The sequence below is a fragment of the Nitrosospira sp. NpAV genome, assembly GCF_000832065.1.
Classification (GTDB): domain Bacteria; phylum Pseudomonadota; class Gammaproteobacteria; order Burkholderiales; family Nitrosomonadaceae; genus Nitrosospira.
Genome location: NZ_JXQM01000004.1, coordinates 18,006 through 35,894 on the forward strand (window position 1 = coordinate 18,006; position 17,889 = coordinate 35,894).

At 53.6% G+C, this 17,889-nt stretch carries 13 protein-coding genes; 8 read left to right on the top strand and 5 right to left on the bottom strand.

From position 1 onward, the window contains the following. Positions 1-378: 378 nt before the first annotated feature. Positions 379-1,770: a DEAD/DEAH box helicase gene (locus SQ11_RS04235; RefSeq protein WP_041512919.1), complete on the top strand. Its 1,392-nt coding sequence runs from the start codon at positions 379-381 to the stop codon at positions 1,768-1,770. A 461-nt stretch (positions 1,771-2,231) separates the two neighbouring features. Beyond that, entirely contained in the window at positions 2,232-3,359 is a 1,128-nt protein-coding gene (locus SQ11_RS04240) for an SLC13 family permease (protein ID WP_041512920.1), read from the top strand. A gap of 121 nt (positions 3,360-3,480) precedes the next feature. Here SQ11_RS04240 and SQ11_RS04245 read toward each other — a convergent pair whose 3' ends face one another. From SQ11_RS04245 to radA, 3 genes are all read right to left on the bottom strand, one after another. After that, positions 3,481-3,867 (bottom strand): group II truncated hemoglobin, encoded by a 387-nt coding sequence (locus SQ11_RS04245; protein WP_232297889.1) that lies wholly within the window; start codon positions 3,865-3,867, stop codon positions 3,481-3,483. An 18-nt stretch (positions 3,868-3,885) separates the two neighbouring features. Further along, a complete protein-coding gene (locus tag SQ11_RS04250) occupies positions 3,886-4,704 on the bottom strand; it encodes an alkaline phytoceramidase (RefSeq protein ID WP_232297890.1) in 819 nt (272 codons plus the stop codon). 117 nt (positions 4,705-4,821) lie between these two features. Beyond that, complete coding sequence (radA, locus tag SQ11_RS04255; protein WP_041512922.1) at positions 4,822-6,171, bottom strand: DNA repair protein RadA; 1,350 nt, start codon at positions 6,169-6,171, stop codon at positions 4,822-4,824. Between the two features lie 449 nt (positions 6,172-6,620). Here radA and SQ11_RS04265 point away from each other — a divergent pair, with 449 nt between their 5' ends. Beyond that, positions 6,621-7,295 carry a hypothetical protein gene (locus tag SQ11_RS04265; RefSeq protein ID WP_041512924.1) on the top strand — a complete coding sequence of 225 codons (675 nt, stop codon included), beginning with the start codon at positions 6,621-6,623 and terminating at the stop codon, positions 7,293-7,295. A 148-nt stretch (positions 7,296-7,443) separates the two neighbouring features. Here the strand turns inward: SQ11_RS04265 and tilS are convergent, their stop codons facing one another. Beyond that, positions 7,444-8,874, bottom strand: a complete 1,431-nt coding sequence (gene tilS, locus SQ11_RS04270; RefSeq protein ID WP_041512925.1) for a tRNA lysidine(34) synthetase TilS — start codon at positions 8,872-8,874, stop codon at positions 7,444-7,446. After that, a complete protein-coding gene (locus SQ11_RS04275; protein WP_041512926.1) occupies positions 8,843-9,811 on the bottom strand; it encodes an acetyl-CoA carboxylase carboxyltransferase subunit alpha in 969 nt (322 codons plus the stop codon). Before SQ11_RS04275 ends, tilS begins: the two co-directional genes overlap by 32 nt. A 558-nt stretch (positions 9,812-10,369) precedes the next feature. Between SQ11_RS04275 and kdpF the strand changes: the two genes are divergently transcribed. The 5 genes from kdpF (at position 10,370) to kdpD (ending at position 17,874) form a co-directional block, all read left to right on the top strand. Beyond that, complete coding sequence (kdpF, locus tag SQ11_RS18205) at positions 10,370-10,459, top strand: K(+)-transporting ATPase subunit F (protein WP_041512927.1); 90 nt, start codon at positions 10,370-10,372, stop codon at positions 10,457-10,459. Next, complete coding sequence (kdpA, locus tag SQ11_RS04285; protein ID WP_041512928.1) at positions 10,459-12,267, top strand: potassium-transporting ATPase subunit KdpA; 1,809 nt, start codon at positions 10,459-10,461, stop codon at positions 12,265-12,267. The genes kdpF and kdpA overlap by 1 nt, the downstream gene beginning before the upstream one ends. A gap of 12 nt (positions 12,268-12,279) precedes the next feature. Further along, positions 12,280-14,346, top strand: coding sequence for a potassium-transporting ATPase subunit KdpB (kdpB, locus tag SQ11_RS04290; RefSeq protein ID WP_041512929.1), 2,067 nt, complete (start codon positions 12,280-12,282; stop codon positions 14,344-14,346). 9 nt (positions 14,347-14,355) lie between these two features. Continuing rightward, the gene (kdpC, locus tag SQ11_RS04295) at positions 14,356-14,928 is read left to right on the top strand and encodes a potassium-transporting ATPase subunit KdpC (protein WP_041512930.1); all 573 of its coding nucleotides are present in this window, start codon (positions 14,356-14,358) and stop codon (positions 14,926-14,928) included. Between the two features lie 117 nt (positions 14,929-15,045). Next, positions 15,046-17,874 (top strand): two-component system sensor histidine kinase KdpD, encoded by a 2,829-nt coding sequence (kdpD, locus tag SQ11_RS04300; RefSeq protein ID WP_052493984.1) that lies wholly within the window; start codon positions 15,046-15,048, stop codon positions 17,872-17,874. Positions 17,875-17,889: the final 15 nt, after the last annotated feature.

Consider the following 17,889-nt stretch of genomic DNA (forward strand, 5'->3'; position numbering starts at 1 on the left):
AAAGGAACTTACATCTTTTTGCCTTTTTGTCGGTTCATCGTTCCTGACCTCTCTTCGATTTTCATGTCTCCGACGGAAATTGTGCAGCACCGTGGTTAGCGGCGATGTTTTATGTGCGCGCCAACGGTACTTTGCCCATTAATCTCCGGCAGCTATATTCTGTTCGCGCGCGTTAGGGCGCTTCGATAATTCAGAGCTCCAGGTAAAACAAGACAAGGCGCAAGGCGGCGGAGAGTCGCGGCGCGGATATTCGCCAAGAAATTTTGGTGCCGCATATCGATGCGAGCGGCAAAGCTTCTGGGTTATACCTTGATCTGTATTACTGCATTTGGCGCTTTATGGGGCGCACCATATTTTTTCATTTAATAGGAAAACAACGTGTCTTTTGAAAACCTTAATCTGCATCCACTTATTCTTAAAGCTATTATCGACTCCGGCTACACTACGCCTACCCCTGTTCAGGCACAGGCCATTCCTGAATTAATCGCAAGGCACGATATCATGGCCTCGGCTCAGACCGGCACTGGCAAGACCGCCGCATTCATGCTGCCGGCACTGCATTGCCTCGCAACGCCTTCCAAAATACATAGCCGCGGCCCGCGGGTGCTGGTATTGACCCCGACGCGAGAACTCGCGCTTCAGGTATCTGAAGCTGCCGCCAAATATGGCAAGCATCTGCCTCGCGTCAAAGTCGTGAGCATCCTCGGCGGAATGCCATATCCGCTGCAGAATAAATTGCTTTCGCAGCCGGTGGATATTCTTGTCGCAACGCCTGGCCGTTTGATCGATCACATTCAGCGCGGACGCATCGATTTTTCGCGTCTGGAAATGCTGGTACTCGATGAAGCCGACCGCATGCTCGATATGGGCTTCATCGATGACGTGGAGAGAATTGCTTCAGCCACACCCGCGACCCGCCAAACCTTGTTGTTTTCCGCTACGCTGGACAGTGCGATAGACAGGGTTGCGGCGCGTCTGCTGAAATCGCCTAAGCGTATCCAGATCGCAACGCAACAGGCGCGGCTCGATAACATCGAACAACGGCTGCATTATGTTGACGACATTACGCACAAGAACCGGCTGCTGGATCACCTGCTGCGCGACATCACGTTGAAACAGGCCATTGTTTTCACAGCCACCAAACGCGACGCCGATATGCTGGCGGACAATCTTTCCGCCCAGGGACATGAAGCCGCCGCGTTGCACGGCGATATGAGCCAGCGCGACCGTACCCGTACGCTGACCAAGCTTCGTCATGGCGGGCTGCGGGTGCTGGTGGCCACGGATGTCGCCGCACGAGGAATCGACGTGGTCGGCATTACCCACGTGATCAACTTCGATCTCCCCAAATTTGCCGAAGACTATGTACACCGCATTGGACGCACTGGCCGCGCGGGCGCATCGGGAATCGCGGTATCGTTCGCTTCAGGCAAGGATGGCGTCAATCTGAAAAAAATTGAACGATTTACAGGCCAGCGGATCGATTCTCATGTAATACCCGGGCTGGAACCAAGATTCAAGCCGCGCCCCGCTACGGGCGGCCCATCCAGAGGTACCCCCAACGTCGCTCATAAACGTAACCGTACCTGGGCAAATGATAGTGGCCGCCATGCCGGTAGCACTAATAACACCAATGGAAATTGGGACAATACCCGTGCCCGTTCGCTTAGTGATAATCGAGAAAATACGCGAGGCAATGCCGGCAGAAATACCCGCAGCCAACCATTCGGGAATAGCGGCGCTCCAAGTCCTTATTTCAGAAGCAAGTAAGCGATTCCGTTTGTTGCAAATGGCCCGTCTGGTGGTGGCACTCCGGGTCATTTGCCTGAATCCTCTGATAGTTATATCAAAATCACCACGCAAGCCTCTGCCAACTAACTCTCTTACTGGTTACAAGAGATCATAAGACCGGTTATCCGCGATAAATTGAGGTTACAGATGTCATCCTGTCCTGTTGTCTATGATCGCTCGTTGAATTAAAGATCCCGCTTCGAATCATCCATATCGCACTATTTGATAGTAAATTTCCGCCATCCCAAGTTTCATTATTTCATGGCCTACCTGAATCCCGGCATATCAAAGCAGAATTCATTGCAAGTATCGAAATAAAACTCCCCGTCGTCCGGTCCTGCAACAAACCGATATGTCAGAAACCCACCCGAGGAATTACGCACTGGAGTGAGCCAGCGCAAAACCCGTCCCGAGTCTATTCTCAAGAAAGCACGATAAAAATGGATACCCAAGCTGAAGCCGCGATTTCCCTGCTGCGAGCGCTCCGCAAGGATTATTTCTTCTGGGTGCTTCTTGGTCTTCTAGTCTTGCTAACCATAGCGAAACCTGAGCGGCTTCCCATTTACTCCACGCTTGTTGATTGGCCGACCATTGCCGCCCTGACCGGTCTGCTGGTGATCACCAAGGGTGTGGAACTCTCCGGCTACCTGCATCATCTTGGCAAACGCTTGATTTTGCGGCTGCCTACCGATCGGGCCATAGCCGTATTTCTTGTACTTACTACGGCATTGTTGTCCATGCTGTTAACCAATGATGTCGCCCTGTTCATTGTTGTCCCGCTGACCGTGGGACTACGTGCGGTAAGTACGGTGCCGGTAACACGCATTGTCGTCTTTGAGGCTTTTGCGGCAAATGCAGGCTCCACGCTCACACCGATTGGAAATCCGCAAAATCTGTTTCTCTGGCAACTTTCCCAAGCTTCGTTTTATCAATACGTTGGCGCAATGCTGCCACTCGCCCTGATTTGCGTCATTCCACTCCTGCTGCTCACCACCCGCGCATTAACCGGCCGCAGCATCACGATCGTAGACGGCACGAATCCCCATTCCCTCAACAAAAGATTACTGTATATGTCTTTGGCATTATACTTTCCATTTCTGGTATTCATTGATTTGCATCTGGCGGAAACGGCGGTGATTGTGGTGCTGGCGATCTTCCTCTTTACCTACCGGCGGGTGCTTGCGCGTGTTGACTGGGCGTTGATCCTGGTCTTCATGCTCATGTTCGTCGACATGCGGCTGATTGCGCGAGACCCTGCTGTATACGAGCTTATTGGACAACTAGGATTGAGCGATCCCCGGCAGCTTTACTTCACGGGTATCGTCATTTCGCAACTCATTAGCAACGTACCGGCGGCGATCCTGCTGGCTGAGTATTCGAATGACTGGCGACTGATCGCCTATGCAGTGAATGTCGGCGGCTTCGGGTTCATGCTGGGATCGCTTGCAAACATCATAGCACTTCGCATGGCTCATGATCGTGAGGCCTGGCTGACGTTTCATGTGCACTCTCTGCCACTTCTGCTAGTGATCAGTGGACTCGCCTATCTATGGCTGTTCCTCTTATAAGACCGCCCGCACTTTCAAATGGGATCGCATCATCATCGAACCACTTGAAGCTGATGCATTGGAATACCAACTTTATGGCATCCCGTCTCGATCTACATCACTTGGTGAATTGGCATTGATGCTACTCCGGCTGGTTACGCATGAAATCCGCCGTCTGGTAAAATGCCATGGCGAGCTTCTTGCACAATTCTTCATCCAGTCCGACATCCACCATCGCACGGCCCATGCACGCCAACCATTGATCGCGCTCAGGAATACCGATGGCGAAAGGCATATGGCGCGTACGCATGCGGGGCTCGCCATATTTCTCGGTGTACAGGGAGGGTCCGCCCGTAAAGCCGGATAGAAACATGAATAGCTTCTGTCGGGAATGAGTCAAATCCTGCGGATGAAGCTTGCGGATACCGAAATAGTCTGGATCTTCATCCATCAGATCGTAAAAACGGTCCACCAGGCGACGTATCACGGTTTCACCGCCTATCCGTTCATATGACATAGCAATATGCACTCGACTCTCCTTGATTGTTTACGTGCGATAACCGGCGTGGGGTCCGAATCTTTCCATTCTTTCCGGCAACGGTCTGCGTCTTGTCAGCATACGCAGTATCCAGTAAATAGCCAACGCGGCAAGCAAATGTTTTACCGTATGACCACTTACTATTTGCCCAAGATCATAGATCTCGCGATCCCCCACTTCCGCTAGTTTGGCGAGGCCATAGAAGGCAAGCACCCTGTATATATCGGCTCCCCGGGTATATCGCGACGGAAAGAAAATACCGAGCAGAATAATGACCAGCAACGAATAGAACTGCACAACGATATAAAAGTTCAAATTGCCGGCACCACGCTGCTCGCTCCAATTCCAGTGCACCACACTTCCGGCTCCGATCAAAATCAAAACAGGCAGCAGCGGCATCCCTATTCTTGGACTTACGCGCTCATTGAGCGTTGCGGCGAGCAATGCCATGATGCCTATCGCTATCGGTAACCGATCCCAGACCAGCCGGTCATTGTCCGGGGCAAGATGATAATAGATTGATCCGATGCACGCTATTGCCACGCTCAAGAACAAAACCGAATAAGGCCCGCGCTCAGACAGATCGGTAAATACCTTCGACGCCATCGGTCCGCGCAAGCGCAATAGAAATATCAGACCTGCTACTCCAACAAACAGAAAAATAACGTTGGACGCAACATTGAAAAAATTTGGAATACCGAAATAAATACGCTGGTCTGCAAACTGGTGATATGCAATGGGTTGAGGAATCGGTGGAGCAATCGTGGCGACGAGCAACATGCCTGCCGAAAGAATGCCCAGTATCCACAACTTGCGCCCATCACTCATATGAAACCATAAATGCCAACGTTGTGTTGCATGTAACGGCACCATAATCTAGAAGTTGCGTGAGCATGATAATAAAGCGGGTAAGCCACAAAGTGAAAATGCGCAAACTATGGATCGTCAACGCATTTTTGCAACCGATTCTTCCACTCGTTCCACCGCAATAATCTCAATGCCGGAAATCGTCTGTTTCGGCTTGTTGGCCTTGGGAATGATGGCTTGTGTAAAGCCCAGCTTGGCGGCCTCCCTCAGCCGTTCCTGTCCACGCTGGACCGGGCGTACTTCTCCCGCCAGCCCAACTTCACCGAATACCACCATTTTCTCCGGCAGCGGCTTGTTTTTGAGCGAGGAAACAATAGCGAGCAGAACCGCCAGATCCGCGCCCGGTTCAGTGATTTTCACGCCGCCGACGGCATTGACAAATACATCTTGGTCGAAACAGGGAATTCCCGCATGGCGATGCAGCACCGCCAGCAGCATTGCCAGGCGGTTTTGCTCCAGCCCAACACTCAGCCGCCTTGGATTGGGTGCATGCGCCTCATCCACTAGCGCTTGTATTTCCACCAGCAGCGGGCGTGTACCTTCCTGTGTCACCATGACGCAGGAACCCGGCACATGCCCGCCATGGTGAGAAAGAAACAGCGCCGAAGGATTGCTGACTTCACGCAAGCCATTTTCGCTCATGGCAAATACGCCCAATTCGTTCACCGCGCCAAAGCGGTTCTTGAAAGCGCGGATCAAACGAAAACTGGAGTGGGTATCGCCTTCGAAATAGAGCACCGTATCCACCATATGCTCCAATACGCGCGGCCCTGCCAGCGCGCCTTCCTTGGTCACATGACCCACCAGAATAATGCACGTGCCGCTGGCCTTGGCCAGCCGAGTCAATTGGGCGGCGCACTCGCGCACCTGTGCGACCGAACCAGGCGCGGACTGCAGCGCATCGGAATATACCGTCTGGATCGAGTCGATGACCGCTATGTCAGGTTTGCGTTCAGCCAGCACCGCCTGGATTCGCTCCAGCCGGATTTCCGCCAGCAAATGAACCGCCTTTGCATCCAGCGCCAGGCGTTTTGCCCGCAGAGCCACCTGCCGCGCCGATTCCTCACCGCTCACATACAGCACATTGCGCACGGTAGACACGTGACACAATGCTTGCAACAACAGCGTGGACTTGCCGATGCCGGGATCGCCGCCCAGCAATACCACACCGCCATGTACCAAACCGCCGCCGAGAACCCGGTCAAACTCAGCCATACCTGTTGAATAGCGTGGCTCTTCGCCCGCTTCCACTTCACTCAAATTCTGCACCTCGCTCGTTTCGGATACGGGCGTAAAGCGCGATACGGCTTTCTCGGCAATCGCCTCGACCAGCGTATTCCATGCCTGACAATGCGGGCACTGGCCCTGCCATTTCAAGGTTTGGCCGCCGCACTCGGTGCAGGAATAAATGGATTTCGGTTTAGCCATTTTCAATTAAATAATTTGTCATATTTCGTATGCCAAACCCGCCAGCTCATGTCAAATCTGGCGGACCAGATTTTTCCAATTCTCTTGAGCTGCAAGGATGGCCGAGTTTGACCGGGTTTTGTTATAAAAGCGGGAAATTATTGATAGCAATGCCAAAAATAGGAGGACGTAAAATGCTTCAAGATATATAAAGCATAGCTGATTGTCCATTCCGGTGTGCAGCCAATCCTTCTTCGATAAAAGTATCAAATTTCTCGAAATGCGAGCCCCGTATGACCTCACCTTGATAGAGCCAGGTTTTAATATAAATGAGTTTCTCTGGATTAAGAGTATTAATTTCGTTTATCCTATACCTAATCATAAGCATGTCGTTTGGCGAGTATGCTGATATTTTATGCTCGCAATCTCTTTTCTAGCTACTTTAAGGCGAATGCATAAAGGATAGAATTATGATTAATATTTTTAGAATTCTGATCGTGGGCGCAGTTTCCATTGCATTGCTAACAGGGTGCTCGACCACCCACAAAGCCACTCAGTCTGCAAGAACGCCCATTGAACAATTACTTATCAGCGAAGCTGCGATAAGGAGTGCTTCCCCCACGGCTGAGCGCTCCTTACCTATTCCTAAGGGCGCAAACGTCATACTTACCACCTCGGGATTGAACACGGATCAAGTTCTCCTGCAGCAAGTCTTGACCGGCTGGTTGGGACAGCAGGGTTACCTGGTTGTTCAGAAAGACGATAAAAACGCAACACACCGCATTGATGTGATTGTAGGATCGCTGGGCACCGAGTTATCGGGAACATTCATAGGCATGCCTCCGATCCAGAGCACGCTCATTCCCTTTTCGTTACCGGAACTGGCATTCTATAAATCTCAATACCAGACCGGGTACGCAAAATTCTATATGAATATTTTTGAACTTCCGTCGGGCAAATTTGCCGGATCAACCTCTCCCTTTCTAGCTGATGCCTATTACAATGATTATACGGTTCTGTTTATACTTTCATTTAACTCGACCGATCTCACATCGCCGCCGGAACTAGGCTCCCTCTATCGCAAGCCGCTTAATCCGCCGCCTAGTCAAAGTGAATATGAAACAAAACCCGCTAATGTAAAATAGCGATATGAGACTGCTTCATAATTGAATAGGAGAAGAGAAGCTATGCGATTCCGTCCCCTGCAGCTTTCTAAAAGATAAGCGGCCAACCATGGGAACTGGGTTCAATCCATAAAAACCGGGAGGCATGACACATGCAGCGTGCAGTATGTCACGCTGATCCTGGCTTTCTCCCTGATTTCCACTCCACCACGATGCCGGGTTCTCCCGCCGCCGCCTGAAAACCGCAATCGACACCGATTCCCGGCACACACACCAGATGCTCCCCACTGAAGATCAATGGTAGCGCATCGCGCTCCCAAGGCGGTAGCGACGCTTCCCGCAAAAGATTCTTAAGACTGCGGCGCGGACGATTTCCAACCGGCCTTAGGCGCTCCCCTCCCTGGCGCATGCGGATGGTAACAAGGCTCTCCGTCAGTTTATGAAGATTGATCCCCATGCCCTTGCGGCGCGTAAATCTGATTGTGCCACCCAAATCTGAGATGATGAGTTGTTTCTCTCCGTGCCATTCCCGCCACCCCACGCCGGGGGTTATGCCGGTTTTGCGCAGGTAAACTACTCCCCTGAAGCAACGTACCTCGGTATTCCCAAAAACGATATGCAATTTTGAATCCGCGCTTGAGGACTGCAGTTGCCGGATAATTTCCTCCAGTTTTGCTGTGCTGGGCAGTATCGTACCCTGCTCGGTCAAAAAATAACGCAACAGATTCTTGGCCCGTGCAAAGTTCAATTTCCGCAAATCCTCGATTCGAAGTTCTCCAGAAATGCCGCATACTTTACTGTCGCTCTCGGCCAATTCATCCAGCAGGCTGGATGCCTCCGCCATATGACGGCTTGCACGCAGAAATGTCGTGCGGTAGGAAGGAAAACGCTTTTCCAATAATGGAAAGAATTCATGGCGCAGAAAATTGCGGTCGAAAGAAACGTCGCTGTTGCTTTCATCGATGATCCACTGCAATGCATTTTCCCTGGCGTAATCCTCGATTTCGCGCCGGGACACATCCAGTATCGGCCGCAATATCCGTGGCCCATAATCCAACGCGCCAGCCCCGATTCCCGGCACTTGTTTCCCGGTTTCCGCTGCGTGATGGTTTATTGCGGACGCGGAATTCCTGACTACCGGCATCGCCCCCAACCCCTTTACACCGGCGCCTCGCAACAATTGCAGCAACAACGTTTCCGCCTGATCGTCCAGATGCTGGGCCAATACCACATAATCGGCTTTTTGTTTTACGAATACCCGATAGCGCGCATCGCGGGCAGCCGCCTCCAGACTGACACCGGATTCCCGATTGACCTTTAACTTGGCGATTTTGAGAGGAACATCTCTGGCTCGGCATAAGTCACGGCAGAACTCGGCCCATTGGGCCGCATGGGCGCTGATGCCGTGATTGACGTGAACGGCGGAGAGTGAAAATTGCAAGTGAACCGACAGCGGAATGAGCAAATCCAGCAGCACGACCGAGTCAACTCCGCCGCTCAACGCGGCAACCAGATGATCGCCACGCCGAATCTGTTCGCGCAGCACATGCTCGGCCTTGCTGGAGATGCTACTTGATTTTGACTTCCTTGAACTTGCCATATCCCATCAGGCGCTCAAAGCGTTTCTCCAACAACTGCTCTGTCGCGTAACCTTGAAAATGCCGGAGCGATTCCTGCAATGCTTTCCTAACGGATTGCATGGTGGCAAGGTAATCACGATGGGCTCCGCCAGGCGGTTCGCTGATAATCTTGTCGATCAGCCCCATGGTTTTAAGCCGATGGGCGGTAATGCCCATAATCTCGGCAGCTTCCGGCGCCTTGTCCGCGCTTTTCCACAGGATAGAGGCGCAGCCTTCGGGGGAAATGACGGAATAAGTTGCGTATTGCAACATCTGCACGACATCGCCCACTGCCACCGCCAACGCTCCGCCGGAACCGCCTTCGCCGATGATGGTGCAGATCACCGGTACTTTAAGCTCCGCCAGCACATAGAGATTTCTGCCGATGGCCTCCGACTGGCCGCGTTCTTCGGCGCCGATGCCAGGGTACGCACCCGGAGTATCGATGAAAGTAAATAGCGGCACAGAAAACTTTTCCGCTAAGCGCATCAATCTCAATGCCTTGCGATAGCCTTCAGGCCTGGGCATACCGAAGTTACGATAAATTTTTTCCTTGGTATCACGGCCCTTCTGGTGACCGATGACCATGACTGTCTGACCCATGAACCGTGCCAATCCGCCAAGGATGGCATGATCATCGGCGAAACTCCGGTCACCGTGAAGCTCTTCGAAATCAGTGAACAGATGCTGGATATAGTCGAGCGTATAAGGACGCTGCGGGTGCCGCGCAACCTGCGAAATTTGCCACGGTGTGAGCTTGGCGTAGATGCCGCTGGTGAGCGACTGGCTTTTCTTCTGCAAACGCAAAATTTCCGCCGAAATATCCACCGCTGAATCGTCCTGCGCAAAACGCAGCTCCTCGATTTTTGCCTCAAGCTCGGCGATGGTTTGTTCGAAATCCAGGAAGGTGATTTTCATCCTAAATTCCGCGGTTGGACGAGGTGACGTGGGCAGCTTCCGGGGTGGAAGGTAATACATTGCGAGCAATGCCGCCGGTACGGCTAAAACAGCGCAATCCACCCCGTGGCGAACTCACTATAAAGATGAAAATCGAGTGAGGTAAAGAGTCTTTGTGGATCATGGCGCCGAGCTTGAAAAATGAGTTAGAAACGCTTGACCGCCGCATTTAGGGTTATGGAGCACAGTCATAATTTTGAAACCGCAATGATACAGGAATGCCAAAATACCGCACGACTGTATCGAAAACTGCCTTGGAAGTCCTCAGCATCATACCTGGAAATCCCCTAATCCCTGGATTCAATTGCGTGTATTTGATAACACCGCGATTTTTATACTTTCTTTACGTCCAACGATCATTTCTTTACAGGATCTTTAGGCGGTTCCTATTAATCTCCCCGTATTCAAAATAGCCTGCTCGGGGGCGACAATGGATCTTCTATATATTGGTGCAATCCTGGCGCTCCTGCTTGTGACCTGTGCGTTTGCCAGCGGCTGCGGCAAACTAGGCGAGCGGCAATGAACACGTTTTATATTATTGGCGCGGTCGTCGCGGCTGGTCTATTAATATATCTGGTCATTGCCCTGATAAACGCCGAGGATTTGTAATGACTGCGCAATCTCTCCTTTTGCTTGGGGTGTTTCTCGCCACGCTGCTGGCGCTTGCTTATCCTTTGGGTACTTATCTGGCAAAGATCGGCGAGGGGAAGCCCATACATGGGCTGATGTGGATAAGAAAGATTGAAAACTTCTTATACCGCCTTGCCGGTATCTCGCCGGAATCGGAAATGGAGTGGAAAGTCTATGCATTGGCGCTGCTGGTATTCAATGCGCTGGGCGCGTTAACCGTTTACGCAGTGCAACGCCTGCAAGCCTGGTTGCCGCTGAATCCACAGGCATTTGCCAACGTCAGTCCCGATTCGTCCTTCAATACCGCCATCAGCTTTACCACTAATACCAACTGGCAAGGTTACGGCGGCGAATCGACGATGAGCTACCTGACGCAAATGCTGGTGCTGACCGGACAGAATTTTTTGTCGGCCGCAACCGGCATGGCCGTCGCCTATGCACTGATCCGAGGCTTCAAACGCCACTCGGTAAAATCAATCGGTAATTTCTGGCATGACCTTACCCGTTCGACGCTCTATGTACTGCTACCGTTGTCAACATTATTTGCCGTGTTCCTGATCAGCCAGGGTGTGATCCAGAATTTTTCCGCATACAAGGAAGCAAGCCTGATTGAGCCCGTCACCTATCAGCAGGCTAAAACCAACTCGGACGGTCAACCAGTCAATGACGAAAAGGGCAATCCAATAATGGAATCCAAGATTGCCAAAACCCAAATACTGGCGATGGGGCCGGTCGCTTCACAGGAAGCCATCAAGCTGCTCGGCACGAATGGCGGTGGTTTTTTTAATGCGAACTCGGCGCATCCTTACGAAAATCCAACGCCATTGTCGAATTTTGCCGAGATGCTGGCGATTCTGCTGATTCCCGCCGCACTGTGTTTTGCGTTTGGACGCATGGTCGGCGATATACGTCAGGGCTGGGCGGTATTAGGTGCGATGGCAACCATTTTTGCCGTGATGACGATTACCGTGCTGATCGCGGAGCAGCAGGCGCACCCAGAAGTGCAGGCGCTGGGCATTGATCAGACGGCTGGCCCGCTGCAATCCGGCGGCAACATGGAAGGCAAGGAAACACGCTTTGGCATCAGCACGTCAGCCCTGTTCGCAGCGGTCACCACAGCGGCATCCTGCGGGGCGGTGAATGCGATGCACGATTCCTTGATGCCGCTCGGCGGCATGGTGCCTATGTTGCTGATGCAATTGGGCGAAGTGGTATTCGGTGGAGTTGGGTCGGGTCTGTACGGCATGCTGATTTTTGCCATCATTGCCGTATTCATTGCCGGTTTGATGACTGGCCGCACACCCGAGTATCTGGGCAAGAAAATTCAGTCGTTTGAAATGAAAATGGCCTCGATTGCGATCCTTGTCACGCCGCTGTTGGTGTTGGGTGGGACTGCGTTAGCGGTCATGGTTGCAGCCGGCAAGACAGGTATCTTGAATGTCGGCGCACATGGCTTTTCCGAGATTTTGTATGCGCTGTCGTCGGCCGCCAATAATAACGGCAGCGCTTTTGCCGGCTTATCGGCCAACACACCGTTCTACAATGTCCTGCTGGCAACCGCGATGTGGTTTGGCCGCTTTACTCCCATCGTGACGGTACTGGCGATTGCGGGCTCGCTCGCCGGGAAGAAGCGTTTGGAGGTGACCGCGGGAACGATGCCAACGCATGGTCTCCTGTTTATCGCACTCCTGATCGGCACCGTCATCATGGTCGGTGTGCTGACCTACATTCCGGCCATTGCACTGGGACCGATAGCCGAGCATTTACAGCTTTATGTCACACCCTAAGAGAGATCCGGCATGTCACGCAAAAGCCTGACACTTTTTGATTCCGCGTTGATTGGCCCGGCCATCATTGATGCATTCAAGAAACTGGACCCACGCATTCAATGGCGCAGTCCGGTGATGTTTGTCGTTTATATCGGCAGCATCATTACCACTTTGCTGTTCATGCAGTCGGCTGCCGGCAGTGGTGAGGAAAGCCCTGCTTTTATTCTCACCATTACGGTATGGCTGTGGTTCACGGTGCTGTTTGCAAATTTCGCCGAAGCATTGGCGGAAGGCCGCAGCAAGGCCCAGGCGGCTTCACTCCGTGCACTGAAGCAAACGGTCGTCGCCAAAAAACTGGACGCGCCACGCTATGGTGGCAGTTGGACATCGACGCCCGCCACCCGCCTGCGCAAGGACGATACCGTGCTGGTGGAAGCGGGCGAAATAATTCCTGCCGATGGTGAAGTGATCGAGGGCGTTGCATCGGTTGATGAAAGCGCCATTACCGGCGAATCCGCGCCGGTTATCCGCGAATCGGGCGGCGACTTTTCCGCCGTGACGGGCGGCACCCGTGTGCTGTCCGACTGGCTGGTGGTGCGCATATCCGTCAATCCGGGCGAGGCATTCATTGACCGCATGATCTCCATGGTCGAAGCTGCCAAGCGGCAGAAAACACCCAACGAGGTCGCACTGAATATCCTGCTGACTGCATTAACTATCATTTTCCTGCTGGTGACGGTGACTCTGTTGCCATTCTCATTGTTTAGCGTAGAAGCCGCCCAGGCTGGCACACCGGTTACAATGACGATACTTATCGCGCTTTTGGTGTGCCTGATTCCGACCACGATCGGCGGTTTGTTGTCCGCCATCGGCGTCGCGGGCATGAGCCGCATGATGCAAGCCAACGTCATCGCTACGTCCGGCCGCGCGGTGGAAGCCGCTGGCGACGTAGATGTGCTGTTACTGGACAAAACCGGCACCATTACTCTCGGTAACCGGCAAGCGGCGGCATTCGTCCCGGCTCCGAATGTCACGGAGGAGCAATTGGCCGATGTCGCCCAACTGGCATCGCTGGCAGATGAAACACCGGAGGGGCGCAGCATCGTGGTGCTGGCGAAGCAGCGCTTCAACATTCGTGGACGTGATATGGCTTCCTTGAATGCCACTTTTGTTCCATTCAGCGCGCAGACTCGCATGAGCGGCGTGGATATCGGCGGTCGCGCCATCCGTAAGGGCGCCGCCGATTCGGTGAAAAAATACGTGGAATCACTGGGACATCCTTTCCCTTCTGAAATTACCAGGGCTGTGGGAGACATTGCGCGCCGCGGCAGCACGCCTCTGGTTGTGGTCGACGATGCTTGCGTAATGGGTGTGGTGGAACTCAAGGATATCGTCAAAGGCGGCATCAGGGAGCGCTTTGCCGAGCTGCGCCGTATGGGCATCAAAACCATAATGATTACCGGCGACAACAAACTGACCGCCGCGGCGATCGCGGCCGAGGCGGGAGTCGATGATTTCCTGGCGGAAGCGACGCCGGAAGACAAACTCAAGCTGATTCGAGCTTATCAAACCGAGGGACGCCTGGTTGCAATGACGGGTGATGGCACCAATGATGCGCCCGCGCTGGCGCAGGCCGATGTCGCGGTCGCGATGAATTCCGGCACACAAGCGGCGAAAGAGGCAGGCAACATGGTCGATCTCGATTCCAATCCGACCAAATTGCTTGAAATCGTCGAGATCGGCAAGCAGATGCTGATGACACGCGGTGCGTTATCCACATTCTCGATAGCCAACGATGCCGCCAAGTATTTCGCCATCATTCCCGCCGCCTTCGTCACCACTTATCCGCAACTGGCGGCACTCGACGTGATGCGTCTTGCCAGTCCCTCATCGGCAATCATTTCTGCCGTGATTTTCAACGCGCTGATCATCGTGATATTGATTCCGCTGGCATTGAAAGGCGTGAAATACCGTGCTATTGGTGCCGCGCTGCTGCTGCGCCGCAATCTGCTCATATATGGGCTGGGCGGCATTCTGGTGCCTTTTGCCGGAATCAAGGCAATCGACATGGTGCTGACTGTTCTCCATCTCGTGTAGGAACTTTGAATGAAATCCAGCCTCCGTCCCGCATTAGTACTGCTCACCGCGCTGACACTCGTTTGTGGTGTACTGTACCCGTTCGCAATTACCGGTATCGGGAAAATCCTTTTCGCTGATAAGGCGGCGGGCAGTCTGATATTGCACGATGGCCAGCTTGCCGGCTCCACGCTGATCGGTCAGGCGTTTTCATCCCCTGGCTATTTCCGGGGAAGGCCTTCGGCCACCAGCCCGATGCCGAATAACGCCGCATCCTCCGGTGGGTCGAATCTCGGTCCATCCAATCCCGTGCAAATCGATACCATAAGAAACCGTATCGACGCACTGAAAGTGGCCGATCCTGGCAATACCGCACCGCTTCCCGTTGACCTGGTAATGGCCTCCGCAAGCGGACTGGACCCGGAAATCAGTCTGGCGGCTGCTTACTATCAAGCAGGCCGGATTGCGCGGGTGCGTAAACTGACTGTCGAAGAAATACACGGCATGATTGATAGATATAGCGAACCACCGTATTTTGGTTTCCTTGGCGAGCCGCGCGTAAATGTGCTGATGCTGAATCTGGCGCTTGATCAACGCCCTTGATCATGCTTATGTCATATATATTCGAATTGAATAAATTGTGGGATGAACGCGATGCGACCACGCTCTTCATTATCTCGTTGTTGGTCGATTCGATAGGTAAAGCCCCTACCTCCGACCATGTGCCCATTTAACCACCGGCGCGACCCCCAACGCCCCAACGCGGATGCCCTCTTGGCACAAGTGCAGGCACAGGAGCGCCGTGCGTCGCGTGGAAAACTTCGCGTTTATTTCGGTGCTTCGGCGGGAGTCGGCAAAACCTATGCGATGCTGACCGCCGCGCGGCAATTGCAAACTGAAGGCCACGACGTAGTAGTCGGAGTGGTCGAATCACATGGTCGTGATGAAACCGCATCGCTTGTCAATGGGCTTGAGATTCTGCCGCAGAAACAAATCACCCACCGCGGCAGAACAATCACCGAATTTGATATCGATGCTGCGCTGACGCGTCGTCCCGCCTTGGTACTCGTAGACGAATTGGCGCATACCAATGCGCCTGATTCGCGTCACCCGAAACGTTGGCAGGATGTCGAAGAGTTACTGGATGCGGGCATCGACGTATTTACAACCGTCAATGTTCAGCACCTGGAGAGCTTGAATGACGTGGTTGGCGGAATCACCGGCATTCGCGTGGGGGAGACTCTGCCTGATACTGTGTTTGATGAAGCCAATGAAGTCGTGCTGGTGGATATTACAGCGGATGAGCTGCTGATGCGGCTCAAGGCCGGAAAAGTTTATCAGGCGCAACAGGCGGGACGCGCGGCGCAAAATTTTTTCCGTAAAGGCAACCTGATCGCATTGCGCGAGCTGGCGCTACGCCGCACCGCCGATCGAGTCGAAGATGATGTACAGGCATATCGAATTGAGAAATCCATCAACGCAGTATGGAAGACGGATTCAACCCTGCTTGCCTGCGTTGGGCCGCATCCGGGTGCCGAGCATGTGATTCGAAGTACGGCACGGCTGGCTACTCAATTGAATGCCGACTGGCACGCGATTTATGTTGAAACGCCGCAGCTGCAACATCTGCCGCCAGCACAACGCGAACGAATCCTGAAGACACTGAAGCTTGCACAGGATCTTGACGCCACCACGGCGGTGCTGGCCGGGAACGACATTGCGTTTGCGATAGCCGACTATGCGCGGAGTCATAATTTCTCGAATATCATAGTAGGACGCAGCCACCGCGCCTGGTTCTGGCGCACCTCCCATCTAAAACGCATCGCCGACTATGCGCCGGATATGGATTTGATAGAAATCGGCCATACGAATCAGGAAGAACCCCCGGTTCCAGAAAGATCGAACGATGCGGGCGTATCCCGGCCTGCCAAAGTGAAGGAGCCCTCCGCTTCACAGCGTCGCCCTGCGCCCCAGTGGAGTTATGTCTGGGCAGCGGCAGCCAGCCTGTTAACAGCGCTCGTCGCCATGCCGCTGTTGCCCCACCTGGATCTCGCCAATATCATCATGTTTTTTTTGCTGACAGTGGTATTGGTTGCCGTGTGGTTAGGGCGTGGACCGTCGGTGGTTGCCACGTTCGTGGGGGTCGTAGCATTCGACTTCTTTTTTGTACCGCCGCGACTTTCGTTTGCTGTCAGCGATCTGCAATACCTGGTGACATTTGCGATAATGCTTGCAGTGGGCTTGATTACCGGCCACCTTACCGCTAATTTGCGGTATCAGGCTCGCGTCGCATCGCATCGAGAGTCTCGTTCCCGCGCCTTGTATGAATTCGCGCGCGAATTGTCCGGCGCATTGCAGACTGATCAAATATTCGAAACCACGCGTACGTTTATTCAGCGCACTTTCCACGCACAGGCGACATTATTACTGCCGGATGATGCGGACCATTTACAACCGCCGCCATCTGTGCCGGGTGTGACACCTGAAGACCCGCACACCCATGCACTGGATATGGGAATTGCGCAATGGGCATTTGATCATGCGATACCGGCAGGTATCGGCACCGATACGCTTCCTGGCGGCAGTTTCTTCTATCTACCGCTGGTCGCACCGATGCGCACCCGCGGCCTGCTTGCAATCCTCCCGCAGAGCCGCCGCTGGATGCTCATCCCCGAGCAGCGGCGGCAGCTTGATACCTTTGCCGCATTGGCGGCGATTGCGCTGGAGCGGGTGCATTATATCGAAATCGCCAAGAATGCCCTGATACGCATGGAATCCGAACGGCTGCGCAACTCTTTACTCGCCGCGCTCTCGCATGACTTGCGCACGCCGCTGACCTCGCTGGTAGGACTGTCAGACTCGCTCGCGATGTCCAGACCGCCGCTGGCTCCGCCGCAACGGGAACTTGCGGAGGCCATGCGTGATGAGGCCGTTCGAATGAGTAATCTGGTATCAAACCTGCTGGATATGGCGCGCATTCAGAGTGGAGAGGTCCGACTCAATTTGCAATGGCAGCCCTTTGAAGAAGTCGTCGGTAGCGCATTGCATGTCAGCCGCTCGCAGCTCACCGGGCATCAGGTACAAACCCGGCTCGCCCGCGATTTGCCGCTTGTTCACTTCGATGCTGTACTGATCGAACGGGTGCTGTGTAATCTCATTGAAAATGCGAGTAAATACACGCCGGCGGGTTCGTGCATCATTATTGCCGCCGAAGTGAAAGCGCAATTTCTCGAAGTGACTGTTTCCGATAACGGGCCTGGGCTGCCGCATGGCAAGGAAGAAGCAGTTTTTGAGAAATTTACGCGCGGAGAACGAGAATCGGCCAAGCCTGGTGTCGGCCTGGGACTCGCGATTTGCCGTGCCATCGTCGAGGCGCATGGCGGCACTATTCATGCCGAACGTGCATCGATTGGCGGAGCCTCTTTCGTATTTACTCTCCTGCTCGGTACGCCTCCAGATATGCCCAAAATGGATGTGGGCACCGTCGGTCTGGCGAATGAGGGGGTCGCATCAGGTTACGCTGTGCTAACCCCGCCTACGGAACGTTGAAACCATAGAGGCGCT

Excerpts from the sequence above, each read along its gene's own strand:
- kdpA (WP_041512928.1), top strand. The coding sequence starts at position 10,459 with ATGACTGCGCAATCTCTCCTTTTGCTTGGGGTGTTTCTCGCCACGCTG.
- radA (WP_041512922.1), bottom strand. The coding sequence starts at position 6,171 with ATGGCTAAACCGAAATCCATTTATTCCTGCACCGAGTGCGGCGGCCAA.
- SQ11_RS04240 (WP_041512920.1), top strand. The coding sequence starts at position 2,232 with ATGGATACCCAAGCTGAAGCCGCGATTTCCCTGCTGCGAGCGCTCCGC.
- kdpF (WP_041512927.1), top strand. The coding sequence starts at position 10,370 with ATGAACACGTTTTATATTATTGGCGCGGTCGTCGCGGCTGGTCTATTA.
- SQ11_RS04250 (WP_232297890.1), bottom strand. The coding sequence starts at position 4,704 with ATGAGTGATGGGCGCAAGTTGTGGATACTGGGCATTCTTTCGGCAGGC.
- SQ11_RS04265 (WP_041512924.1), top strand. The coding sequence starts at position 6,621 with ATGATTAATATTTTTAGAATTCTGATCGTGGGCGCAGTTTCCATTGCA.
- kdpD (WP_052493984.1), top strand. The coding sequence starts at position 15,046 with ATGTGCCCATTTAACCACCGGCGCGACCCCCAACGCCCCAACGCGGAT.
- kdpB (WP_041512929.1), top strand. The coding sequence starts at position 12,280 with ATGTCACGCAAAAGCCTGACACTTTTTGATTCCGCGTTGATTGGCCCG.
- SQ11_RS04275 (WP_041512926.1), bottom strand. The coding sequence starts at position 9,811 with ATGAAAATCACCTTCCTGGATTTCGAACAAACCATCGCCGAGCTTGAG.
- tilS (WP_041512925.1), bottom strand. The coding sequence starts at position 8,874 with ATGGCAAGTTCAAGGAAGTCAAAATCAAGTAGCATCTCCAGCAAGGCC.
- kdpC (WP_041512930.1), top strand. The coding sequence starts at position 14,356 with ATGAAATCCAGCCTCCGTCCCGCATTAGTACTGCTCACCGCGCTGACA.